The sequence below is a fragment of the Tolypothrix sp. PCC 7601 genome, from assembly GCF_025677855.1.
GTDB classification, from domain to species: domain Bacteria; phylum Cyanobacteriota; class Cyanobacteriia; order Cyanobacteriales; family Nostocaceae; genus Aulosira; species Aulosira diplosiphon.
This window is the reverse complement of the sequence record NZ_CP064879.1, coordinates 1,503,965-1,525,950: the sequence shown is the minus strand read 5'-3', so window position 1 is coordinate 1,525,950 and position 21,986 is coordinate 1,503,965. Positions and strand designations below refer to the sequence as shown.

The 21,986-nt window shown below is 41.1% G+C and carries 18 protein-coding genes; 14 read left to right on the top strand and 4 right to left on the bottom strand.

What is annotated here, in order from left to right; genetic code table 11:
• Positions 1-6 precede the first annotated feature (6 nt).
• Together HG267_RS06275 and HG267_RS06270 are read left to right on the top strand one after the other, a co-directional pair.
• A complete protein-coding gene (locus HG267_RS06275) occupies positions 7-705 on the top strand; it encodes a DUF5331 domain-containing protein (protein ID WP_045871645.1) in 699 nt (232 codons plus the stop codon).
• A gap of 154 nt (positions 706-859) precedes the next feature.
• Complete coding sequence (locus tag HG267_RS06270) at positions 860-2,263, top strand: ferredoxin:protochlorophyllide reductase (ATP-dependent) subunit N (protein ID WP_045871644.1); 1,404 nt, start codon at positions 860-862, stop codon at positions 2,261-2,263.
• Between the two features lie 186 nt (positions 2,264-2,449).
• Here the strand turns inward: HG267_RS06270 and HG267_RS06265 are convergent, their stop codons facing one another.
• Positions 2,450-2,686, bottom strand: coding sequence for a hypothetical protein (locus HG267_RS06265; protein ID WP_045871643.1), 237 nt, complete (start codon positions 2,684-2,686; stop codon positions 2,450-2,452).
• 618 nt (positions 2,687-3,304) lie between these two features.
• Between HG267_RS06265 and HG267_RS06260 the strand changes: the two genes are divergently transcribed.
• The 5 genes from HG267_RS06260 (at position 3,305) to HG267_RS06240 (ending at position 12,621) form a co-directional block, all read left to right on the top strand.
• Positions 3,305-4,294, top strand: a complete 990-nt coding sequence (locus HG267_RS06260) for a cyanophycin synthetase (RefSeq protein ID WP_045871642.1) — start codon at positions 3,305-3,307, stop codon at positions 4,292-4,294.
• A gap of 515 nt (positions 4,295-4,809) precedes the next feature.
• On the top strand, positions 4,810-5,040 hold the full coding sequence (locus HG267_RS06255) for a hypothetical protein (RefSeq protein WP_155539382.1): 231 nt from the start codon (positions 4,810-4,812) through the stop codon (positions 5,038-5,040).
• A 589-nt stretch (positions 5,041-5,629) separates the two neighbouring features.
• Positions 5,630-8,164, top strand: a complete 2,535-nt coding sequence (locus HG267_RS06250) for a proteasome protein (protein ID WP_045871640.1) — start codon at positions 5,630-5,632, stop codon at positions 8,162-8,164.
• A gap of 253 nt (positions 8,165-8,417) precedes the next feature.
• Positions 8,418-11,378, top strand: coding sequence for a virulence factor SrfB (locus tag HG267_RS06245; protein ID WP_045871784.1), 2,961 nt, complete (start codon positions 8,418-8,420; stop codon positions 11,376-11,378).
• Between the two features lie 148 nt (positions 11,379-11,526).
• Positions 11,527-12,621 (top strand): hypothetical protein, encoded by a 1,095-nt coding sequence (locus HG267_RS06240; RefSeq protein ID WP_045871639.1) that lies wholly within the window; start codon positions 11,527-11,529, stop codon positions 12,619-12,621.
• A gap of 249 nt (positions 12,622-12,870) precedes the next feature.
• Here HG267_RS06240 and HG267_RS06235 read toward each other — a convergent pair whose 3' ends face one another.
• Positions 12,871-13,050 (bottom strand): chlorophyll a/b-binding protein, encoded by a 180-nt coding sequence (locus HG267_RS06235; protein ID WP_045871638.1) that lies wholly within the window; start codon positions 13,048-13,050, stop codon positions 12,871-12,873.
• Positions 13,051-13,264: 214 nt separating this feature from the next.
• Between HG267_RS06235 and HG267_RS06230 the strand changes: the two genes are divergently transcribed.
• Together HG267_RS06230 and trpD are read left to right on the top strand one after the other, a co-directional pair.
• Complete coding sequence (locus tag HG267_RS06230; RefSeq protein ID WP_045871637.1) at positions 13,265-14,080, top strand: DNA adenine methylase; 816 nt, start codon at positions 13,265-13,267, stop codon at positions 14,078-14,080.
• 242 nt (positions 14,081-14,322) lie between these two features.
• Positions 14,323-15,402 carry an anthranilate phosphoribosyltransferase gene (trpD, locus tag HG267_RS06225; protein WP_045871636.1) on the top strand — a complete coding sequence of 360 codons (1,080 nt, stop codon included), beginning with the start codon at positions 14,323-14,325 and terminating at the stop codon, positions 15,400-15,402.
• Here trpD and HG267_RS06220 read toward each other — a convergent pair.
• Entirely contained in the window at positions 15,332-16,399 is a 1,068-nt protein-coding gene (locus HG267_RS06220; protein ID WP_045871635.1) for a TIGR02281 family clan AA aspartic protease, read from the bottom strand. The two genes, trpD and HG267_RS06220, sit on opposite strands and share 71 nt — an antisense overlap.
• A gap of 330 nt (positions 16,400-16,729) precedes the next feature.
• Between HG267_RS06220 and carA the strand changes: the two genes are divergently transcribed.
• The 5 genes from carA (at position 16,730) to HG267_RS06195 (ending at position 20,675) form a co-directional block, all read left to right on the top strand.
• A complete protein-coding gene (gene carA / locus HG267_RS06215) occupies positions 16,730-17,893 on the top strand; it encodes a glutamine-hydrolyzing carbamoyl-phosphate synthase small subunit (RefSeq protein ID WP_045871634.1) in 1,164 nt (387 codons plus the stop codon).
• A 124-nt stretch (positions 17,894-18,017) separates the two neighbouring features.
• A complete protein-coding gene (locus HG267_RS06210) occupies positions 18,018-18,476 on the top strand; it encodes an STAS domain-containing protein (protein ID WP_045871783.1) in 459 nt (152 codons plus the stop codon).
• A 254-nt stretch (positions 18,477-18,730) separates the two neighbouring features.
• On the top strand, positions 18,731-19,210 hold the full coding sequence (locus HG267_RS06205) for a Mini-ribonuclease 3 (RefSeq protein WP_045871633.1): 480 nt from the start codon (positions 18,731-18,733) through the stop codon (positions 19,208-19,210).
• A gap of 96 nt (positions 19,211-19,306) precedes the next feature.
• Positions 19,307-20,275, top strand: coding sequence for a 23S rRNA (guanosine(2251)-2'-O)-methyltransferase RlmB (gene rlmB / locus HG267_RS06200; RefSeq protein WP_045871632.1), 969 nt, complete (start codon positions 19,307-19,309; stop codon positions 20,273-20,275).
• Between the two features lie 97 nt (positions 20,276-20,372).
• Positions 20,373-20,675, top strand: a complete 303-nt coding sequence (locus HG267_RS06195) for a DUF1816 domain-containing protein (RefSeq protein WP_045871631.1) — start codon at positions 20,373-20,375, stop codon at positions 20,673-20,675.
• 440 nt (positions 20,676-21,115) lie between these two features.
• Here the strand turns inward: HG267_RS06195 and HG267_RS06190 are convergent, their stop codons facing one another.
• On the bottom strand, positions 21,116-21,973 hold the full coding sequence (locus tag HG267_RS06190) for an alpha/beta fold hydrolase (protein WP_045871630.1): 858 nt from the start codon (positions 21,971-21,973) through the stop codon (positions 21,116-21,118).
• Positions 21,974-21,986: the final 13 nt, after the last annotated feature.

Below are 21,986 nucleotides of genomic sequence, written 5' to 3'. Positions count from 1 at the left end.
AATAGTATGGCTTTTTTTCATAGCTTTACAGATTCATTAAAGCAAAAATGGTTGGAGTTTTTCCAGGCTAATCGTGACTGGATTACTCTCCATATGGAAGTGGAATCAGTGTACACCCCCGATGGAGGGAAGCGACCACCTTCTTACCTCATCCTGGGAGTTGCCAACGCGTTAGAACCAAAACTAGCGCAGTTAATGCTACCCTTTTCTAAACTTAATCCTGACGCTGACACGTTAATTGAAGTACTGGATTTACATTTTGACCCAGACATGGCTCTTGGTAATCGCGTAAATCCTAGAGATTTAGATAATTATCACTATCAAGATGCTGCTGTTGCTGAAGAAAGCGCCCATCATCATACAGAAAACAATCCTCAAAGTAATGGCTTTGCTAATGTAGCAGTTGCTCAAGAATTTACGATTGTAAATGGGCTAAACGCCACTAACTCACAACAAGCTGCTGATGAAGATGAGTTTGGTGATATTTCCTTTGAGACAACATCATCAGAAATCAAGCTGGATGACCAAATACTGGAAGATTTAGAGTCACCAGATGAGAACGCCTTCAGTGACGTGTTATCAGATGTTTGGGGTGATGAAACATCGCTACACAAGGGTGATGCAAGTAATGACTTTTTAGGGGAAGAACTGCCAGCTGGCGTTTTCGATGATTCCGAAATTGCCCGTCTCTTCCCCAACGCTTAATTTTTTAGCGTTCCTGTTGAATTTAGGGTTTGCTGGCTGGTGCTATGTACCACATATCACAGGAGTTTGGGGGAAGAATTGTTCTTTCCCCACATACCTGCCCTATGTTCGCCTGCCTTGTTCGCTTTAAATATCAAGGGGAGAAATAACCAAAATGACTGTCGCTCAACAACCAGAAGCTTTAAACTTTGAGTGTGAAACTGGGAATTACCACACCTTTTGCCCTATTAGCTGCGTGGCGTGGTTATACCAAAAGATTGAAGATAGTTTCTTTTTGGTGATTGGAACCAAGACTTGTGGGTACTTCCTACAAAATGCGATGGGGGTAATGATTTTTGCTGAACCCCGCTATGCAATGGCAGAGTTGGAAGAGGGAGATATTTCGGCACAACTGAATGATTATGAAGAGTTAAAACGGTTGTGCTTACAAATTAAACGCGATCGCAATCCTAGTGTAATCGTTTGGATTGGTACTTGCACCACCGAAATCATCAAAATGGACTTGGAAGGCTTGGCTCCCAAGCTGGAAGGTGAAATTGGGATTCCCATCGTCGTTGCTCGCGCCAACGGTCTAGATTATGCCTTTACCCAAGGGGAAGATACTGTCTTAGCTGCAATGGCTAATCGATGTCCCGATAAGGCTCCTGTGGCGGAAACAGATAAAAACGAACGCAACGCTATTTCTAAACTGCTCAACTTTGGTAAGAAAAAAGAAGAAGTAGTCCAAGAAGAATCCCAATATGTAGACCATCCTCCCTTGGTTCTCTTCGGCTCCCTTCCTGACCCTGTGGTAACGCAGCTCACCTTAGAATTGAAGAAGCAAGGCATCAAAGTCTCCGGCTGGCTACCTGCGAAGCGCTTCACTGAACTGCCAGTATTGGAAGAAGGCTATTACGTCGCTGGTGTCAATCCCTTCCTCAGCCGCACTGCTACTACCTTAATGCGTCGTCGCAAATGCAAACTCATCGGCGCACCTTTCCCCATCGGCCCCGATGGTACCCGTGCTTGGGTTGAGAAGATTTGCTCGGTGTTCGGTATTACTCCCACAGGTTTGGATGAACGGGAAGCACAAATTTGGGCTGGGTTGGAAGAATACGTGAAACTCATTCGCGGCAAATCAGTATTCTTCATGGGCGATAACTTACTGGAAGTTTCCTTAGCGCGCTTCCTGGTGCGCTGTGGAATGACAGTTTCCGAAATTGGGATTCCTTACATGGATAAGCGCTATCAAGCTGCTGAATTGACCCTACTGGAAAATACTTGTAAAGAAATGGGTGTACCCCTGCCAAAGATTGTTGAAAAGCCAGATAACTATAACCAAGTTCAGCGTATTTATGAATTAAAGCCAGACTTAGTGATTACTGGTATGGCTCATGCTAATCCGCTTGAAGCCAGGGGTATTAACACCAAGTGGTCTGTAGAATTTACTTTTGCTCAAATTCACGGCTTTGGTAATGCGCGTGACATTTTAGAATTAGTAACTCGTCCCTTACGTCGCAATAACAGTTTGAAAGATTTAGGTTGGGATAAGTTGGTTAAGGAAGAAGCCAAAATTTAGAATTTCAATTTTAATCAACAATACTGAGTTACAAGTGCTGAGTCCTGAATCTTTTCTACTTCACTCAGTACTCCGCACTTAAGACTCAGAACTAAAAAAGTAACACTATCTATTTAAGGGTGAACGTCAAGTTCGCCTTTTTTCTTGAAAATGTTGGCTATATTTTCATCCTTAACACTTCATCTTTCAAAGGACAGCTTCATCGCGTTTACAATCCACAACAATCTCAAAGATAGTGTTTGGTATTACTTGGCGTAAGTGGCGCAAATAGCCATCAGCATCAGAACGGCTGCGGAATCTAGCCACAATTACTGGGTCTGTATTGGGAACAATACGAGTGATAGCCCAAGTGTTAAGGCGTTGTCTGTAGCCTTTAGTTTGCATTTCTGTTGTGGAAGCTGGATATTCGGTATTTTGTGGCATGATCTAAATTATCCTTCGGGAGCTAAGTCAAGGGCGTTAGTAAGTCTCTTGGCGGGGATAGACTAACGCCTTTTTAAGTATCGATGCACCCTTAGTAATACATTATTTTTGTGTTGTCAACACCTGGGACTAAGGAGTGCAAGTAACTAATTTCCTATTTTGAGTATGAAATTTTACTTCTATAATTAGATGCTCTACTAAACTTGCTATTTTTACCGCAATTAGGAGCTGGTGTACTTAGTTCTAAGATTACTCTATTTATGGCGTTATCCAAAAAAATAAATTTTTTTTCTGTGCAAGTTTTGAGTAAAAAATTATTTTGCCAGCACAACGATTAACTAAACTAGGTTTGTTAAGATTTAGCACTAACTAAATCGATTTGTTGCTCGACTTACAACCTAGACAGTTTTGACATAGATTTCAGGCTTGACAATTTAGTACAGAACAATTGAATATATACTGGGCACATTGTGCAATTTTTATCTGTGGGGTATGACCCCCTTAATCCACTTGTAATTAAAAAATATTCCCGTAAATAAATTCAAAAATGGTGCGTTAACAGAGTGTAATGCACGCTACAAAATATGGAATTAAATTGAAACCTAATAATTTATAAAAATGAAGACACCATTTGTTGTCACAATAATTGAAAAAGTTGTTGAGCAAATTGGAGCAGTATTAGTATTAGACCCAGAATGTAAATATGTAGGTCATATTACCTTTAAAAATGGGAAAAAAACTGTTTTTCGCTCTACGCATTTCAGTATAAATGGTTTTGGAGCAGCAGAGTTAGCCAAGGATAAAGGTTCCTCTAGTTTTTTTCTCAATCATTTTGGCTATAAAGTTCCTGAAGGCAAAACTTTTTTTAATGAGAAACTATGCAAACAAATTGAGACGTTAAGAAATATCGATGATGGTTTTAACTATGCTAAGTATTTGGGAATGCCTGTAATAGTTAAACCACTTAATCTCAGCCAAGGTAGATTCGTAACTAAAGTTTATAATAAACGAGAATACTATCAAGTAGCAAAAAAAATATTACAAATAACCCCAGGCTTTATTGTTGAGCGATTCCATATGGGCAATGACTACAGAATTGTAGTCTTAGATCAAGAAGTAATGATTGCCTATCAGCGAATTCCTTTATTTATTGTAGGTGATGGTGAATCCACTGTTTTAGAGCTTTTGCATCAAAAGCAAGAAATTCTCAATCAACATTCTAGAAAAATTATCGATTTTGAAGATTTTAGAATTGCTCAAAAATTAAAAAGGCAAAAATTAGCCTTTGAGAGTGTGCTTCCCCCAGGTAATATTGTTTATCTTTTAGACAATGCAAATTTATCGAGTGGCGGAGATGCTGTAGATTTAAGCGACATTATTCATCCAGATTTTAAAAAATTGGCAATTAATATCGCTAAAGATATGGGTTTAAGATTAGCAGGGGTAGATATTATTGCTAGCGATATCACAATGCCAATGGTAGACTACACCATTATTGAAGTTAATGGCTCTCCAGGATTGCTCAATTATGCTTCATTGGGTGAATCGCAAACTCGGAGAGTCGAAAATTTATATCTCAAAGTTCTGCTAACAATTGAGAATGAATGAAGGGATTGGGGATTGGGGATTGGGGATTGGGGATAAGGGGTAATGGGGATTGGGGATTGGGGAACTCGGGGCCCCCTCTGGGGATAAGGGGTAATGGGGATTGGGTTTAAAAGGACAAAGTTATTGCACTGAAAAATATAAATTAAAAACACAAATCAAGTGCAGATTTTATTTTTGGGTTAAGCTGAGAGCGATCGCACTTGAAAACAAAGAATCCCCCCAAGTCCTGAAAATCCAGGTTGATTGAGGGGTTCAAATGTTGCAGCAAAAAGTGAATTACTCTTCAGTAAACAGGGTTTTGGTTAAAATTTCAATAAGTTTAGGTTAAGTTTCCGTAAAGAAGCTGTCAAAGATTCGTGAAGCCTACAAATAAAATCAGCCATTCTACATCTGAAATCTATGGCAGTAGGCAGGTTCAAAAGAATCTTTGATTCAGTAAAATTATCGAGAAAATGATTCTCACATGAAAATTTATTGGTGACTAGAGGGTTTTCTCCCCTCATGGCTGTTGGGTGGTGGGGATTGGGGATTGGGGACTGGGGATTGGGGACTGGGGACTGGGGACTGGGGATTGGGGATTGGGGACTGGGGACTGGGGATTGGGGATTGGGGACTGGGGACTGGGGATTGGGGATAAGGGAGATAAGGGAGATGAGGGAGATGAGGGAGAAAATTCCCATTACCAATTACCAATTACCAGTTACCAATTACCAATTACCCATTACCAAACACCAAACAATAGATAATTCGCGTAGGCGTAGCCCGCCGCAGGTATCGCATTTTAGGAAGAGGGTGCAACCGCGAATCTAACCAATCATTACTGCCAAATTTATATCTACACAGCACCCTTATCTAACTTTCTGCCTTTTCGCCTCTTGAGGGCAGATATTAGAGATGCACTTGATTATCAGGATGCGTCTAAATTGATTATCTAATATATCAAAATATCAATAGTTAGCAAAAAATACAAAATCACTACTTTGATACTTGTTAATTTTTTCTAAAGAAAATTGGGAACATCAGTTAGCTACCAACATTCTTTGTTATTACGTATAATTTGGAAAATTTTTTAACACATAGGAACGCGGAGCCAGTCTTGGGTAAAGTATAGAAGTTCTATTTATAATTGTGACAACCTTGTAAAACTGTGAGTAGATTAATTTTGAATTTTGAATTTTGAATTTTGAATTTTGAATTTTGAATTCCCCATAGGGGTTGAGTGCTATGTATGGTAAAAAATTGTGAAATTTTTAATTTTAAATTCCTGTCAAGCAAGAGTGATATTTTTTGTGTTATAAAACTCACAGCAATTTATCTTAGAGCAAAAAATACTCTATGGAAACAGAACAACTGGAGCGTTTTAAAGAGTATGGCGAATTCATCCTCCAGAAATTAGACTCTGTACCTGAATATCCCTCCAAGCAAGAAGATTGGGTACCAGCTAGTCTTGATGAGAGTCTGTTTCGCTTGCGGGAAGCTGCTCAAAAAACTGTAGAATTGGCTACCTCACCAGTCAAAATTGGGGTGATGGGTGAATTTAGCAGTGGGAAAACTTTGCTGCTAGGTAGTTTAATTGGCTACGCTGATGCTTTACCTGTGAGTGAAAATCCAACTACGGGAAACGTTACAGCTATACATATCATTCCTCAGGAAGGCTTTGCGACTACTCAGCTAGGCAATTTTACCGTAGAGTACTTAGATGATGAAGGTGTACATGATTGTCTGCGGTTTATGTTGGGGGAAGCTAATCGCCGCACCATCGCTGCGGGACTTCCACCGGCGCTGCTATCGAAGCTGAAGGAACCAAAAGATATTCTCAGTTGGTGTCAGGAAACCTGGAAGAGTAGCAACAATTTGGAGTTGCGTTATTTACTGCGTGAGTTAGTCATATTTATTCGCGCTTATCTATCTTACGGTGAGGCGATGTGTGGTGGATGCTACCAAATTAATGCTACCACTGCCCGTGAGGGGTTACAGTTACTTGAGCAACCAATGGCGATTCAAACCCTCAGCTTTGATGATTTACCCCCTGCTCATATTAAATTACCAAGTCCACCGCAAAGATTAGCCTCAAAGTTATTACAGAATAGTTTCCCGTTGATTCGTCGTGTAGATATTGAAGTGAAAATCTCACGGGAAATTTGGGACGTTACGGGTGCTTCAGAATTTATTTTGCTTGACTTTCCGGGGTTGGGTGCGTCTAATTCGGGAACGCGCGACACATTTTTATCCCTGCGAGAATTAGCAGAGGTGCAGACAATTCTCGTATTGCTCAATGGTAAATCTCCTGGAAGCGATCGCGCCAATAAAATCTTTACCATGATGCAGCAGCAGCGACCAGGACAAGACCTCAAGGATTTGATTCTGGTGGGTGTGGGACGGTTCGATCAACTTCCCTTGGAAAGCGAAGGTGGGGAAAGAGAACTTGATCAATTAATTAACGATAGCGGCGAAAATTATCCTTTACAGGAAAGCAGCGTTTTTCAGAAACTTAAAGTTTTACAAACAACCATTGACGCAGCCGGTGCTTTTACTACTCAAAAAGACCGCATCGTTTTACTATCACCACTGTTAGGACTAGCAGATTTAGCAAAGCGTTCCACTTCGGTAAAAGCAGGTTCGCCAGAGTTTTTAGCTAACCTCGATTATCCCGATTATCTAGACCGTTCTAAAAGGTTACAAGAAAAATGGGGCAGATTAAGCGATCGCTTATTAACATCCGATGGACGTAATTATCTTGGCAGACAACTGGGTTACTTTGCTCAAGATGGCGGTATTAGCAAGCTGCGAGAATTAATTCAAAAACACGTTGCTACCCACGGACTAAAGCAATTGTATGAAGATACAAAACGTGCGGCGGAAGTTGTACGTCAGCAACAAAATAATCTCAAAAATATTCTCCACGAAATTCACGAACAAGGTATACCTACTGGAGACAGTCCCGCTTTTATTGAATTACGAGAAGCAATTGAAAATTTAGATAAAAGCTATAGAAACTTCCAAAAAGATTTAGGAAAAGAACCACTCAAAGATAGACGCAACGTTTCTGTCAGCGATGTCGTTAAAGATGAATTAACTTTTAGAATCCTCAGTTGGAGTCAATGGACTTTACTGTTCAACAAAGTTAATAATGGTACAATCGCCCTCACCGAATCTAAAGGTGCAGCCGGAAAGTTATTTGAGCGGGGAAACCGAGTTAATATTACAATTCCCACCAAAAGCGACGATTTTTATCCCATCTTTGCCAAGACGATTCAAGAAGTAGAAGAATTTGCGCGCGATCGCATTAGTCAAGCAATTGGAGATTTGCTGACTAAATTATCAAATTACGTCGCTAAAGAACGGGAATTTCTGCAAACAAATCTCAACCCAGAGATGGAATCAGATATTGAATCAAAATTTGGTATCGAAGAAGCAGAACTTTTTTATAAACTACTTTTAGGCTGTGATCCTAATCAATGGCAAGAAGCAATCATTTCTGAGATTCATAATCAAGAAAAATCGATTACACCGGAAATGATCTTTCCCTTAGCGCGTCAAGATGAAAAACATAATATCGGGCAAATTTTTGATTGGGCCCCTGAACGCAACGGTGCGCCTAAAGCCAACAATCATCAACTTTTTGTCTTACGTCTAAGAGATGAAATTACTGCTAGCGCTAGTCTGCATCTTGTGCAATATGTGAGTGAAGTAAATCAAAAAGTGAACGCCGAATTACAAGGAATTTTGGATCAAATTATTCCTAGTTTGCAAAATATTTCTAAAAAAGAGAATTTACTTAGACATATTGCTGCTGGCGATACACCATCACAATCATCTATTCCCACTTGGTTACAAATTCTCGCTGATGTCTCAGCCAAAAACTATTAGTAAATAGTGCTGAATCTTCAGAAATAAACTCTTACTATTCTCTTTCTTCGTGTACTACCCTTCGGGAACGGCTTCGCCGAACGTGTCTTCGCGGTTCGTTGATCGAGATTTTTTAAACGAACCACATTCGCGAAGCGTCTCGCAGAGAAGGCGCATTCACGAAGTGTCTCGAAGAGAAGGACGCAAAGTAGAAAGACAAGAAGAAGATATTCAGCGAATCTCTGCGTTTCCAATTATCCCCTCAACAAATCCTATGAACTCCTCCCAACTAAATAGCGAACAACAAAAAAGATTTCCCGGATGGTTAGCTGTCGATTTTGGTACATCCAACTCTACTGTTACCCTCTTCGATCCCATCGAAGTACCCATCGCCGAAGTATTACCCAGAGAACAAGAAATGCGACTACGCGATCGCATGGCGCAATGGCTGAATTCTCCGGCGGGAATTGCTTTACCCGATGTCAGTGCTGGCGATTGGGATAAATTTATTGCTGATATTAGTAAAAATTTGGAAATCGAACCTAGCCGCTTAAGTGAAGTGTTTGAAAGTGATAATAGAGAACGATTTTTAGAAGCAATTCGCCAAATTGAACTATGTTTAGGTACAAGCGATCGCTTTCGCCGTGCTGTTAGTAAAAAACTTTATCAGATATATCATGAAGTCTTCCGCGTTCCTACTTTAGAATCGCAAAATCTCATCCCTGTGGTTCTAGATATTGATCGCCGCAGTACCGAAATTAAAAGTGAGTTAGAAATTTCGCGATTATCAGCCCTACAACTGAAAATGGGTAGGGAAGCTAGCGACAACAGAAAAAAAGCGATCGCCCAAGGAACTAGCAGTGCTTTAAAAGAAATTATCAGCCGCTTTCATCACTCACCCAAACGCTATTTTGGACAGGATCGTTCTTTTCCAGTAATTGTTGATGAAGATGAAGAAACCATCAACGTTAACCAATTAATTCAAGCAGCTTGGGGACATTTAATTGAGTTAACCCAAGACTATCGCCAACGCGCTAGACGCAGGTTTTCTGACGGGGGATTTCTTTCCGCAGTTGTTACCTATCCCACCGTCGCACCGCCTGTTGTGCGTAAGGAAGTTAAGAAATTAGTGGAACAATTAGGATTAGATGATGTCCAAACTGCTTATGATGAAGCTGTTTCTGTAGCTATATTTTTCCTGTGGCGAGAATTTGGCGGTAATCTCAATATTGGGATTGAATCTTTCAAGACTCGTTGTCGCCAAGAAGGAAATAAATGGTCACAAAATGTTCTGGTTTTAGATATTGGTGGTGGTACTACAGATTTAGCTTTAATTGAACTCACATTAGAAGATAAAACGCCTTTCTTTGCTGATAATGAAGACCGAGGTTTAGGGGGACGCTATTATAAACTCACACCCAAACTCTTAGGTTCATCTGGACATTTACAGCTAGGTGGCGAGTTAATTACCCTGCGAATCTTCAGGCTTTTAAAAGTGGCGATCGCAGATTTTTTATTAACAGCAGTTTCCACAGGTGAGTTAAGCAGCGATAAGCTGGAAGATTTAATTAATTCTGAATTAAATGAACGCTTCCTAGAAAATGGACAATTCAAAAGCGGCAGTATTTTAAAATGTGTAGATAAAGAAAATCCTGAAGGTGACGCTGCTTATAAAGACGCTTTAGATACTGCGGAAAAAGTCTTACCTACCCGTTGGCAACAAGCACCGCAACGTCTGCAAACATTTTATACCTTGTGGGATCATGCCGAAGCTGCCAAAATCAAACTTGGGCAAAAGCCGCCAGAAGATGCTTCAATCCTAACTTTCAGCCTTGCTGAACAGCAAATTTATGAATTACTAGTTCAAAGTGCCATTAAATACCAAGCAAAAGATACCAGTAGTATCTGCGTTACCATCGATAGTCAGCAATTCGATCGCGCCGCATCATCATCTATTAAAGAAGCGATCGGTATTGCTAAAGGCTTGATGGATAGTCGCTTACGTCCAGAAGATGCCAAAGTAGATTCGTGGAATTCCCACAAAGTAGATTGGTTGATTTTATCGGGGAAAACTTGCAACCTCGACTTGGTACAGCGCCACATCTACCAAGAATTTAGTAAATCTCCCTACTTCGTGTGGAACCCCGAACGCATTACCTTTGTGTTGGAATTTACCAAATTAGCCACCTCAGCCGGTGCTTGCTACGCCGAAAAATTACGGAGATTACGCTTTGACCCCGAAGAGTCAAAAGGATTACTCCGTAAAGGCGCAAATCAACTAGAAATTGATGTCAAAAACCTGTTTTATTATTTACCTTGCAACTTTAAACGCAAAACCCAAAGTAACGAACTGCTGACAATCTTTAAAGCCGGACAAGAACTTTATCAACTAGGCGCTGATGAAAGCGTTGCTAAAGTTCGGACTGAGTGGCAAGGTATACAGTTAACAAATATTATTTACCGTCAAGATTATGAAGATGGGGATTTGCGGCTGTGGGGTAGCTTTGATGGCAAAACTTTGATGGAAAAACTGGGATTATCAGAACCAGACTTCCTGAAGAAAATTAAAGTTCAGTTTGAAATTGACCAAACCCTACAATTTAGTGTCTTACTTTGTCAAGGAAATCCACATTATTTAATTGATGTTTCTGGTATTGATGTTAATTCTGTAATCTCTGCCGCCTCAGGAACTTCAGCCTTATTTGCTGATGGTAAATTAAAGTGGAATATTGCCGTAGAAAGACCTCATAAAGACTTAAATGATGGTGATATTGCCATCAATGTAATTGAGTCAGCAACAGTAGATCAACCAGATGCTTATCATCTCGTATTTGAAGCCGACAAAGATGTGAGTAAATCCCTACAAGAATTCCATTATTTGCGTGATGGTTCACCAGAACCAGGAACCGGATTAATTAGTAATCCTCTACCTCCCTTCCCCAAAAATGGACAACACACCTTTTATGTTGTGCAAACTGATGCACAAACTAATACGAAAAAATGGATACGTATTGGCGCATTAAGTAAACCCGATTTCGCTACAGATTATCCTTGCCAATATCGTGTCAGCATAGACAATTACGGAATTTTACGAATGCACGCCGGGGAAGTACCTTACTGGACATCAACCGATCAAAAATGTCTCAAACAAGAAGGATGTGTTTACCGTGCTGAACTAGAATTGCAACCCAATGAAGTTGATAAAGAACGCGATCCATTTTGCGGTATTCATTAGGTAATAAACTCACGCAGAGGCGCAGAGGCGCAAAGAAAGGAAAAACCTCTCAACAACATCTTTCTCTTTGTTGTCTGCGCCTCTGTGGTTCGTATAAATTTTACCTTCGTGTGAGATAGAAAAATAGATTAAAATCGAGGCTAAATTCATGCAGCACCTACGTCAGCTATTAGCAATAGAAAACTCAAATTTAGCCCAATTATTACGGTTTAGCCTGTACGGAATCGAAGCAGCTTTAAAGCAAGCGCAAAAAGAATTACCTAGCGATCCAGGGGCTAAATTATGTGACGAGGTGCTGCAAGAACTTCATGATATTTTACAAACTAAATCTCAAAAATTACCAGAGTTAAACTCTAATCATGAATTAAAACTAAGTCGTCTGAAGAAAGCTTTTAATACAGATAAAGACCTGAAATTATATTTAGGAAATTCTCAACTCCAAAGCCAAACAGATTCAGAATTATGGAACGAGATGCAACGCAAATTGCTACGAGTTCCTGAAGACTTGGCGACAGCTTGGCGACAACGTGCCTTGACTTTAGCGCAAGAAGTTGGTGCTATAGAAGATAATTCCAATCTCTACACCCTACCCTTCATCAGAGACGAAATTATTTACCCTGGATTGAGTGGTACTATCCAAGCTCAAGGTTTATGTTTATCTCAAAAATTACTGCCAAATTCGGAAATTATTCCCAATAACGAATCCAGCGACTTAAATTTACTAGCTGGCTATTTGCTACTTTGTATAAAATTTATCGAAATTGACCCAGATTTACACCACGCTTTAAAGAGCGTATTTAGCTTTGATATTATTTCCTTAAACTCTAAGCCAGAACAGCAAACTCAATATATTGAAGCATTCACAGGGCGCTTTCATCGTACTCAAAAAGCTGTAGAAAATGCTGATCCAGTCTTAACCCTACGTGCTTGGATTGACATTGACGAAGCCATACACTCTTTAGTATTTGTCCCGCCAAGCGATCGCTATTCTTGGTGGGGTAACTTACAACAAGAATCACGCCGAATGCTGAAAAAATTTGTCGATCAAGCGATTAATGCAGGTAATGAAGTCAGAATACGCCAATTATCCGGGCTTTACGCCGATATCTGCGCTTTAACCAAAGATGACTTGCAACTCGATTGTGGCGGTAATCCTGGCGAAGTTTTAGCTTGTCTGCGAGTCTACGCGCGAATTAATCAAGAAGAGTTACCAGGGCGTGTAATCTTTCGTGCATCACGGTAGTTTATGGCTATTTTTGACTAAATTAACTACCAATTTCTGGATTTAAGAGAAGCAAAACTGAACAATTAATGTCCAGCTTTGCTTACAAGTTAGAAATGCAAAAGCTTGCATTTTCTGCAAATATCGAAAGAATGATATTTATCTGAATGTATTGCAACTGCGATCGCAGTCTGAATGAGTCTTGATGTCAACAGAAGCCAGGCGACTCTACACATCGCAGTCTTAAGAGAACATCAAACGAAGCTGAATTTAGAGGATACCCCAGAAGTGTAAAACTCCTTGGCCCGAAAAAACTTCCACTAAAATCGCCGCTAGAAAACCAATCATTGCAAAACGACCATTCCAGTTTTCGCTCTGAGGAGTGAAGCCCCAGCGTAAAGCGTTAGGATCTTCAGAAACTGTAGGTGTAGGATTCTTCGTGCCTGTCATAAATAACACTCCGAGCTTTTATGTGGTGACAGTTGTGACTGCCTGTAAAGTAATGTAACAGATTTTTATAGAAATGCAACATTTTCTTGACAAAAGAAAGATAAATATATTTTGCACTCACCTATAGACTGTTTGCATAAGTAGCTTTTATTGTTTACCGCATCTAGGAGAATTTTTATACTTAAAATAAGATTTTCGCGATCGCCAGAAAATCATGTTCAAAAGTCCACTCCGTTATCCAGGCGGTAAATCAAAAGCAATAAATCAAATAATCGAATACTTACCAGATAGTTTTTCTGAATTTAGAGAACCATTTGTAGGGGGTGGTTCTGTATTCATCTACTTAAAGCAAAAATTCCCCAATCTCAAAATTTGGATTAACGATTTAAACCGGGAATTATTTCTGTTTTGGAAATTTGCTCAATCTGATATCTCTGAGCTAGTTAAAGAAATTCGTCATATTAAAAATAAATATACAGATGGCAGATTCTTATATAAAGAATTAACAACCGTAGATATTAACCAGCTATCTGATTTTGAAAGAGCAGTTCGCTTTTTTGTTCTTAACCGCATTACATTTAGCGGAACTGTAGAATCTGGCGGTTATTCTCAAGAAGCTTTCCATAAACGCTTTACTAATTCATCGATAGACCGTCTTGAGAAATTAGAAAGCATTTTATCAGAAGATATTCTCATTACTAACTTAGATTACAGCGAATTATTATATGCAGCAGGTGAGAAAGTATTTTTATTTTTAGATCCGCCATATTTTATAGCTACTAAATCTAAACTCTATGGCAAAGCAGGTAACTTACATACCTCTTTTGAACATCAAAAATTTGCCGAAGTATTAAAACAATGCCACCACGATTGGTTAATTACCTACGACGATTCGCCACAAATTAGAGAAAATTTTAGCTGGGCAAATATTTTCGAGTGGAAATTGCAGTATGGGATGAATAATTATAGACAGAGTAATGCAGCCAAAGGAAAAGAGTTATTTATTACCAACTATAAGACTTTTTCGTAGTGATAAATTAAATTCTTTATATATATAAATCAGATTTAATTGATGAAAAAATCTCAGTAAGTCGTAATACACAAAAAGCTTTGTTACTGATGCGTTAGCGATAACGTAACGCATCCTACGTGAACTATTCTCTCTATATCAACCATTAAATTGCTGACTACAAACTGTTTCCCGTTTTCCGGTAGGATAGCTCCCAGACACTTCAATAAAAGCTCAACCCTACCACACGCAAACAAAATTGTATGACAACTTCCCCCATCTCCACGCCAGAAATCTCAACAAGCTGGTATCTCTTGCTGCAACAGTTAATCGATGGAGAATCTTTATCCCGCACTCAAGCTGCGGACTTGATGCAAGGCTGGCTAAGTGAATCTGTTCCGCCTGAATTATCGGGAGCAATTTTAACAGCGCTAAACTTTAAAGGCGTTTCGGCTGACGAATTAACAGGTATGGCGGAAGTACTACAATCTCAATCAAAAATGGGGACTGGGAACCCAATCCCTAATCCCCAATCCCTAACTCCTCTCATTGATACCTGTGGTACTGGTGGAGATGGTTCGTCAACTTTTAATATTTCGACAGCCGTTGCTTTTGTGGCTGCAGCTTATGGTGTACCTGTGGCTAAACATGGTAACCGTTCGGCATCAAGCCTCACAGGAAGCGCTGATGTTTTAGAAGCTTTGGGCGTAAATCTTGGTGCTGCTAGCGAAAAAGTCCAAGCTGCAGTTCAAGAAGTGGGGATCACTTTTCTGTTTGCCCCTGGTTGGCATCCCGCACTCAAAGCTGTAGCAACATTGCGGCGGACTCTTAAGGTACGGACAGTTTTCAACTTACTTGGCCCTTTAGTCAATCCTTTAAATCCGACTGGGCAAGTAGTAGGGTTATTTACTCCTAAACTTTTAGCAACTGTTGCCCAAGCCTTACAAAAGTTGGGTAAGCAAAAGGCAATTGTTGTACATGGAAGAGAAAAATTAGATGAAGCGGGGTTAGGAGATATAACAGATTTGGCAGTTTTATCTAATGGTGAAGTGCAGTTAACTACTATTAATCCCGAAGAGGTGGGTTTAACGCCTGCAACAATAGGCACACTCAGAGGTGGAGATGTGCAAGAAAATGCGGAGATTTTAAAGGCAGTACTACAAGGCAAGGGAACTCAGGCGCAACAGGATGCTGTAGCGTTAAATACGTCATTGGCGCTACAAGTGGCAGGTGCCATCCCACTGCTAGACCATGCCCAAGGAATTAAACTAGCTAAGGAGATCCTAAATAGTGGCGCTCCTTGGGTGAAATTGGAACAGTTAGTTCATTTTCTGAAGAATTAACATCCGCATGGGATTGTGGGCGAAATTCCACGACATTGCGCTTGATAGTGACATCATAATTACCAAAAAAGTCGTGTCCCAGCAGTCCAGTTTCTAAATCTGAGCCTGCGATCGCCACGGCTACTTTATTCACACTGACCCCAGCAGCTGCCATCGAATTAACATAGCCAATAGTAAATTCTACTTGCTTAGAACTGGCTGTGTTGGCTTTGGTTCTACCTACTGGTACTACACCCAAAGCATTTGCCATGTTTTGGGTAATTACAGTTCCACTAGCCCCTGTATCTACAATCATCTCGAATTTGCGATCGCCGTTGAAGGTAACTTCAATAATTGGTGTCCCCCCGATGCGGCGTTTGATTGGGGCTGTAAAGACAGCTTGATCCTCAGCAATTTGTGCTGACGGCATCAAAACAGATTGCACTGCTGGCTGTGATTTTGCCACCAGTGGGGATAAAGGTTGAGTGGGTTGAGGCGTGATTTTTCTTGCAGATGGTACTACAACTACTACCCTTTGAGGAGCCTTTTGAGGTGGTTGTACCGCAATTGGCGCGAGAGATTTGGGTGTAGCTTTATCCAAAGCGTATTGAATTTGGCGCTGGTATTCCGAGATTTTGATTTGCGCGACCGTGAAATTAGGACTTTCTTGCTGCACATTTTTCATCAGCGCGATCGCATCCTGAAACTGAGTTGCTACCAACTTCCAATCATCAGGAGATTGGGCAGACTGGCTAATCGTCATCGCACCTGCGGCTTTGTCCAGCGCCAATTCAAAAGAATTCAATTGAACAGCAGACGATGATTGTGGCTGTGGTTCTGGGTTGGATAAAGGTGAAGCTTCGACAAAAGGCGATGCTGCTATCTTGTCCGCAAGCTGAGGTTGCTCTTGGTCAACAGTCACAGTGGTCTGTTTGTCTTTACTACAGGCAACACCCAAAACCGCTAGCGCACTTGTTAAACAAATCAGGGTTGCACGGGATAAAAAAGACTGAAGCATAATTAACTTCGATTTTACCTGCCAGAAGGTGAGGAAATCTACCTTTGTTGTGGGAAAGTTGGGATTGGGGATTGGGGACTGGGAAGAAGGGAGATGAGGGAGATGAGGGAGACAAGCAGGATAACTATTAATCACTAAACTTTCTGTTTTCTAGCAAACACCAAATGACAAATGACAAATGACAAATGCTTTTTATCGCTAATTTGTCCAACTCATGGGATAATTAACATTCGCAAGCTTACTAGGGACTAAAGAATAGGTCTAGAAACTAGCAAAATCCTAATCCCTAGCTCCTAGCCCCTAGCTTTTAACCCCTAATCATGATTGCTTATGCCCCTGTCTGACACAATCCCGGCTCTACTTGTTCTAGCGGATGGCACCGCTTATCGCGGTTGGTCTTTTGGTGCTATAGGAACCACAATTGGGGAAGTGGTATTTAACACTGGCATGACTGGGTATCAAGAAGTGTTGACCGATCCCAGCTATTGCGGACAAATTGTTGTTTTTACCTATCCTGAATTGGGTAACACTGGTGTTAATCCCGAAGATGAGGAATCAGCTAGACCGCAGGTACGAGGTGCGATCGCTCGCAATATTTGCCACCGCCCAAGTAACTGGCGCTCAACACAATCTTTGCCTGACTACTTGAAACAGCACCACATCCCCGGCATCTATGGGATTGATACTCGCGCCCTCACCCGTAAAATTCGGATGTATGGAGCCATGAATGGTGGAATTTCTACATCGATTTTGGATGAGGCAGAATTATTAGAACAGGTACAGGCAGCCCCCAGTATGCAAGGGCTAAATCTGGTGCGTGAAGTCACGACCCGAAAGGTTTATGAATGGTCTGATCCTACTATCCCCGCTTGGGAATTTAACTCTAATGTCTCTGAGCGCAACGGAGAAACCTTTACCGTTGTCGCCCTTGACTTTGGAGTAAAGCGGAATATCTTGCGGCGTTTAGCAAGTTATGGTTGTCAAGTCATTGTTGTGCCCGCGCATACAACACCAGAGGAAATTCTCAAATATAATCCAGATGGTATCTTTCTTTCCAACGGGCCAGGCGATCCAGCAGCAGTAACAGAAGGAATTGAAACTACCAAGGCATTGCTAGGCGCTCAAAAACCCATCTTTGGCATTTGTATGGGACATCAAATTTTGGGTCATGCCTTGGGAGCAGAAACCTTTAAACTCAAGTTTGGGCATCGGGGATTAAATCAACCTGCGGGTTTACAGCAACGGGTAGAAATTACTAGCCAAAACCACAGTTTTGCGATTAACCCAGATTCTTTACCAGAAGCAGTGGTAGAAATCAGCCACCTGAACTTGAACGATCGCACTGTTGCTGGTGTCCGTCACAAGTCTTTACCCGTGTTCTCGGTGCAATACCACCCCGAAGCTAGCCCAGGCCCTCACGATGCTGATTACTTGTTTGAGGACTTCGTCAAAGCAATGCGAGCAGCACGTCAATCGCAGGGGGATAGGAATTAGGGACAGGGGATAAGGGAGATGAGGGATGAGGGAGATGAGGGAGATGAGGGAGATGAGGGAGATGAGGGAGATGAGGGAGCAGGGTAGAAATGAATAATTACCCATGCCCAATGCCCAATGCCCAATGCCCCATCCCCTAAGTCATCAGGTTGTAGACAAATTGTACCAAAACCATTTATACTGGAGCGTTCACTTTCACCATGAGGAGGGAGTTATTGCTGAACAACTGAATCTAACTGTGAGCCTAAGGGGTACTCGTGAAACCCGGGATAATTATCAGCTATTCCGCCTCACAGGTTTATTAGATGCCTTTTCTGAGCCGACATTTCGCAAGGTACTCGGTGGCAAAATTGATGAGGGACCAAAGCATATTATTTTGGATCTCTCACAGATTGACTTTGTTGATAGCTCTGGCTTGGGTGCCTTGGTGCAGCTAGCCAAGCAGGCCCAAAACCTTACTGGCACCTTGCAAATTGTCACTAATGCCCGTGTAACTCAAACGGTCAAGCTGGTTCGCTTAGAGAAGTTTCTCTCTCTGCAATCAAATGTTGAAGCGGCTCTAGAAAACATCAAGTCTTCTTGATTGCTTGACCACTAACACCAATCTAGCTATCCGATGTTTTATCTGGATAGCTTAATTTTTGTCAAAGCTGTCAATTATAACTCTCCGTTTCTCAAGGAGACATATAAAGATAGCTAATGTGAAATAAAATGTCAAATTCTCAACAGAAAAATAAAATTTTAGTCAGTAATTTTGGTAGTGTATATTATGCTAAGTATTTAAAAACAATATCTATGATGTCTGCCAAATGTAGCCTACTAAGGAATGAATAACTTGTGAAGCCGGAGCAAGAAGAGTTATTAGATGGACAAAATGAACCTCTAGCTCAAAATTCATTTTGGACGCAAGCACTCTTGGTAAGCACAGGGCAACTACCCCAATCCATGACGCACTCACAAGTGCAACAAATTTCTCCTGCGGCATTAGCATACTTGGGAGATGCAATCTATGAATTATATGTTAGAATGTTTTATCTAATGCCATTGCAGCGACCAGATACTTACCATCGTCTGGTAGTGGCACAGGTGAGAGCAGAACAACAAGCGCTACATTTACGATCGCTCATTCCTCATTTAAAGGAAATAGAATTAGATATAGTCCGAAGAGGTCGCAACGCCGCCACAGGACGCTCTAAGCGAGTTGATCCCGAGATTTACCAGCAAGCAACTAGTCTAGAAACTTTAATTGGCTACCTTTATCTGACTGATTTCCCACGATTAACCGAATTGTTGCAAAAGCTCGAGCTAGAAAAATAGTGGGCAACTAATCTCACAAATCTTAAATCCAGTAGAGTTGATTTCGGTCGGTTAGGGAATCGCTATGCCCACCTAAAAGTTATCCCAAACACTCGTATGTCGAATAAATCCAAAAAAATTACCACGGTTGGCGAACCTAATCGCGTTGCTCCCCCTGTGAAAGTCAAAGGTAAGCGGATTCTGGCTAATCCTATCCGCAATCCCAGAAAGATTGATGGTAAGCCTGTCTCTGCTAAAGTGCAGCAAAACCGCAACTTTGCACCACCATCGCTGCCCAGTAAGGCGATCGCAGAAGATAGTGACATTATATATGGCCGTCATCCAGTATTAAGTGCTTTGGAAAACCAAAGAGGTCTTAACCGCATTTGGATTACTACTCGTTTACGCTACGATCCCCGCTTTCATCATTTGATCCTGCAAGCCAAGGACAATGGTGCAGTCATTGATGAGGTAGAACCAAAGCGCTTAGATCAAATTACTGATGGAGCTAATCACCAAGGGATAGCAGCACAAATTTCCCCTTACAGCTACATCGAATTACATGATTTGATTGCCAAGGCTAAATCTGTCAACGATCCCGTCATCATTGTTGCTGATGGGATCACCGATCCTCACAACTTGGGTGCAATTATTCGCACCGCAGAAGCTATAGGCGCACAAGGTTTAGTCATACCCCAACGACGCGCAGCTGGAATCACTTCTACAGTGGTAAAAGTAGCAGCTGGTGCTTTAGAAAACTTCCCAGTCGCCCGTGTTGTCAATCTCAGCCGTGCTATGGAAGAACTCAAGGAAGCTGGTTTTTGGATTTATGGCACAGCAGCTACAGGTAGCGAACCTTTGCACACAATCCGTTTTAGCGGGCCGATTGTTTTAGTCATTGGCTCTGAAGGGGAAGGGTTGAGTATGCTAACACAAAAGTCGTGCGATGTCTTGGTATCAATTCCCCTCCAGGGTAAAACCCCCAGCCTGAATGCCTCAGTAGCAGCAGGTATGGCACTTTATGAGATTTATCGCCAGCGTTCCTTAAACACACTTTACCTAGACAAATTGCAAAAACCTCTTTAAAAATTCAGAGTAAAAGAGTATAAAGAAATGTAAAGCAAAACCAGACAGCGAAATACCCTTTAATATCCAATACCTCATTCATAAATTGGCAACTACCATGAAAACCATTTGGGATGACCTAAAGGAAACGTTGATTAGTACAGTCAACAATCTTGGCTTGGCTTGGTGGGTAGAGATTGTGACCCAAAATCCCCGTTGCACATACTACTTTGGCCCATTTTTGAACTCTGTGGATGCCAATGTCGCCGTTAAAGGCTACATAGAAGATTTGGAGGCAGAAGGCGCACAGGGAATCATTGTGAACGTTAAGCGTTGTAAACCCGATTCTTTGACGATTGCTGAAGACTTGGGGGAAAGGATTGACCGTAAAGTAAAGCCTGCCTTTAGCGGTCAATATTAAACTAGGCAACCATTCAGCCTTCTGTGTGTTGAGTCCTGAGTAGAACCTACGCAACCACAAAGTTGCTTTTTGTCTGAATTTCTGATTGGCTGGCGACAAGTCCTTGAGAGACAGAATGCTTAATACTTCTTACCACGGGCTAAACGCCCTGCTATCACGGACAGGACTGGCAATCAATCACTGGTCAATAGTTAAAAAAATTTTCCCCATTTACACTATTGACCGCAAAAAATAATGCTAGTAAAAGCATTATTGATTTATGTAGAAAAAATCAAGTGAAAATAGATTAATTCAATTGCTGTGAATTAATACTTAGGATAATTAATTGGTGATTTTGAATTCCCCAAAGGGGTTAAATAAACCTCTTGGGAATAAAAAATTGAGCCTCAAAAATTAGTGCGTCTCCAAGCGGAGAATATTAAAACCGTAATTTTTAATCCTTAACTGGCTAGAATTTCTGCAAAATGGAGTTCTAGCCAGTTATCAATATCTCCTAATACTTGATCTGGGATTTCCCAAGGGAATAAATGGGCAGTATGGGGGTAAGATTGCCATTGACAATTTTTCAGATGGCGAGCGGTTTCTAAACTAGCATCAACTGTAATGTGACGGTCTTGGGCACCAGCAAGTACTAAAGTAGGACATTCAATTTGCCATAAGTCTGTCAGCCTGTTGTACCCAGAACGAATAGCAGTAAACAAGGCATTAGTAGCAGCCCCAGATGTTTGTAAATAAGCGGGTACAGCGTCCTTAGCTATATAACTGTATGCTGTAGGTGTATGTTGTTGGATTAGATAACGAAACAGCGATCGCTTACCAAAAGTATCAATATTCCATTGCCAACTAGGTTTAATATAGTTCAATATTCCTGCCACACCAGTATATAAATTATCCTGCCAAGTTATCGGAGGATGATTACCACGGGGTCTGGCGGCTGTAGCCACCAAAATTAGCCCAGTGACACGCTGTGGGAAGCGCAATGCTAATTCCATTGCCAAAATACCACCTAATGACCACCCCAATACCAGACATTTTTCAATCTGAAAGCGGTCTAATAAAGCTTCTAAGTCATATAAATGGTCTTGCATATTAAAATTGCCCTCAAAGCGACTTTTCCCATATCCGCGCAAATCAGGGGCAAAAGTTTGGTAGCGCTGCGAGAGGTGATTTGTAAATACAGCCAGACTGCGACCAGAACCGGGATGACCATGTAAAGCCAGAATGGGGAAGCCTTGACCTTGAACGTAGACATTCAACTTTGCAGCACCAGCCGCAGGATAATTATGGCGATCGCCCATTACGTTCTGTTCT

Coding starts and splice junctions, on each gene's coding strand:
- HG267_RS06275 (WP_045871645.1), top strand. CDS start 7: ATGGCTTTTTTTCATAGCTTTACAGATTCATTAAAGCAAAAATGGTTG.
- HG267_RS06270 (WP_045871644.1), top strand. CDS start 860: ATGACTGTCGCTCAACAACCAGAAGCTTTAAACTTTGAGTGTGAAACT.
- HG267_RS06265 (WP_045871643.1), bottom strand. CDS start 2,686: ATGCCACAAAATACCGAATATCCAGCTTCCACAACAGAAATGCAAACT.
- HG267_RS06260 (WP_045871642.1), top strand. CDS start 3,305: ATGAAGACACCATTTGTTGTCACAATAATTGAAAAAGTTGTTGAGCAA.
- HG267_RS06250 (WP_045871640.1), top strand. CDS start 5,630: ATGGAAACAGAACAACTGGAGCGTTTTAAAGAGTATGGCGAATTCATC.
- HG267_RS06245 (WP_045871784.1), top strand. CDS start 8,418: ATGAACTCCTCCCAACTAAATAGCGAACAACAAAAAAGATTTCCCGGA.
- HG267_RS06240 (WP_045871639.1), top strand. CDS start 11,527: ATGCAGCACCTACGTCAGCTATTAGCAATAGAAAACTCAAATTTAGCC.
- HG267_RS06235 (WP_045871638.1), bottom strand. CDS start 13,050: ATGACAGGCACGAAGAATCCTACACCTACAGTTTCTGAAGATCCTAAC.
- HG267_RS06230 (WP_045871637.1), top strand. CDS start 13,265: ATGTTCAAAAGTCCACTCCGTTATCCAGGCGGTAAATCAAAAGCAATA.
- trpD (WP_045871636.1), top strand. CDS start 14,323: ATGACAACTTCCCCCATCTCCACGCCAGAAATCTCAACAAGCTGGTAT.
- HG267_RS06220 (WP_045871635.1), bottom strand. CDS start 16,399: ATGCTTCAGTCTTTTTTATCCCGTGCAACCCTGATTTGTTTAACAAGT.
- carA (WP_045871634.1), top strand. CDS start 16,730: ATGCCCCTGTCTGACACAATCCCGGCTCTACTTGTTCTAGCGGATGGC.
- HG267_RS06210 (WP_045871783.1), top strand. CDS start 18,018: ATGCCCCATCCCCTAAGTCATCAGGTTGTAGACAAATTGTACCAAAAC.
- rlmB (WP_045871632.1), top strand. CDS start 19,307: ATGTCGAATAAATCCAAAAAAATTACCACGGTTGGCGAACCTAATCGC.
- HG267_RS06195 (WP_045871631.1), top strand. CDS start 20,373: ATGAAAACCATTTGGGATGACCTAAAGGAAACGTTGATTAGTACAGTC.
- HG267_RS06190 (WP_045871630.1), bottom strand. CDS start 21,973: ATGGGCGATCGCCATAATTATCCTGCGGCTGGTGCTGCAAAGTTGAAT.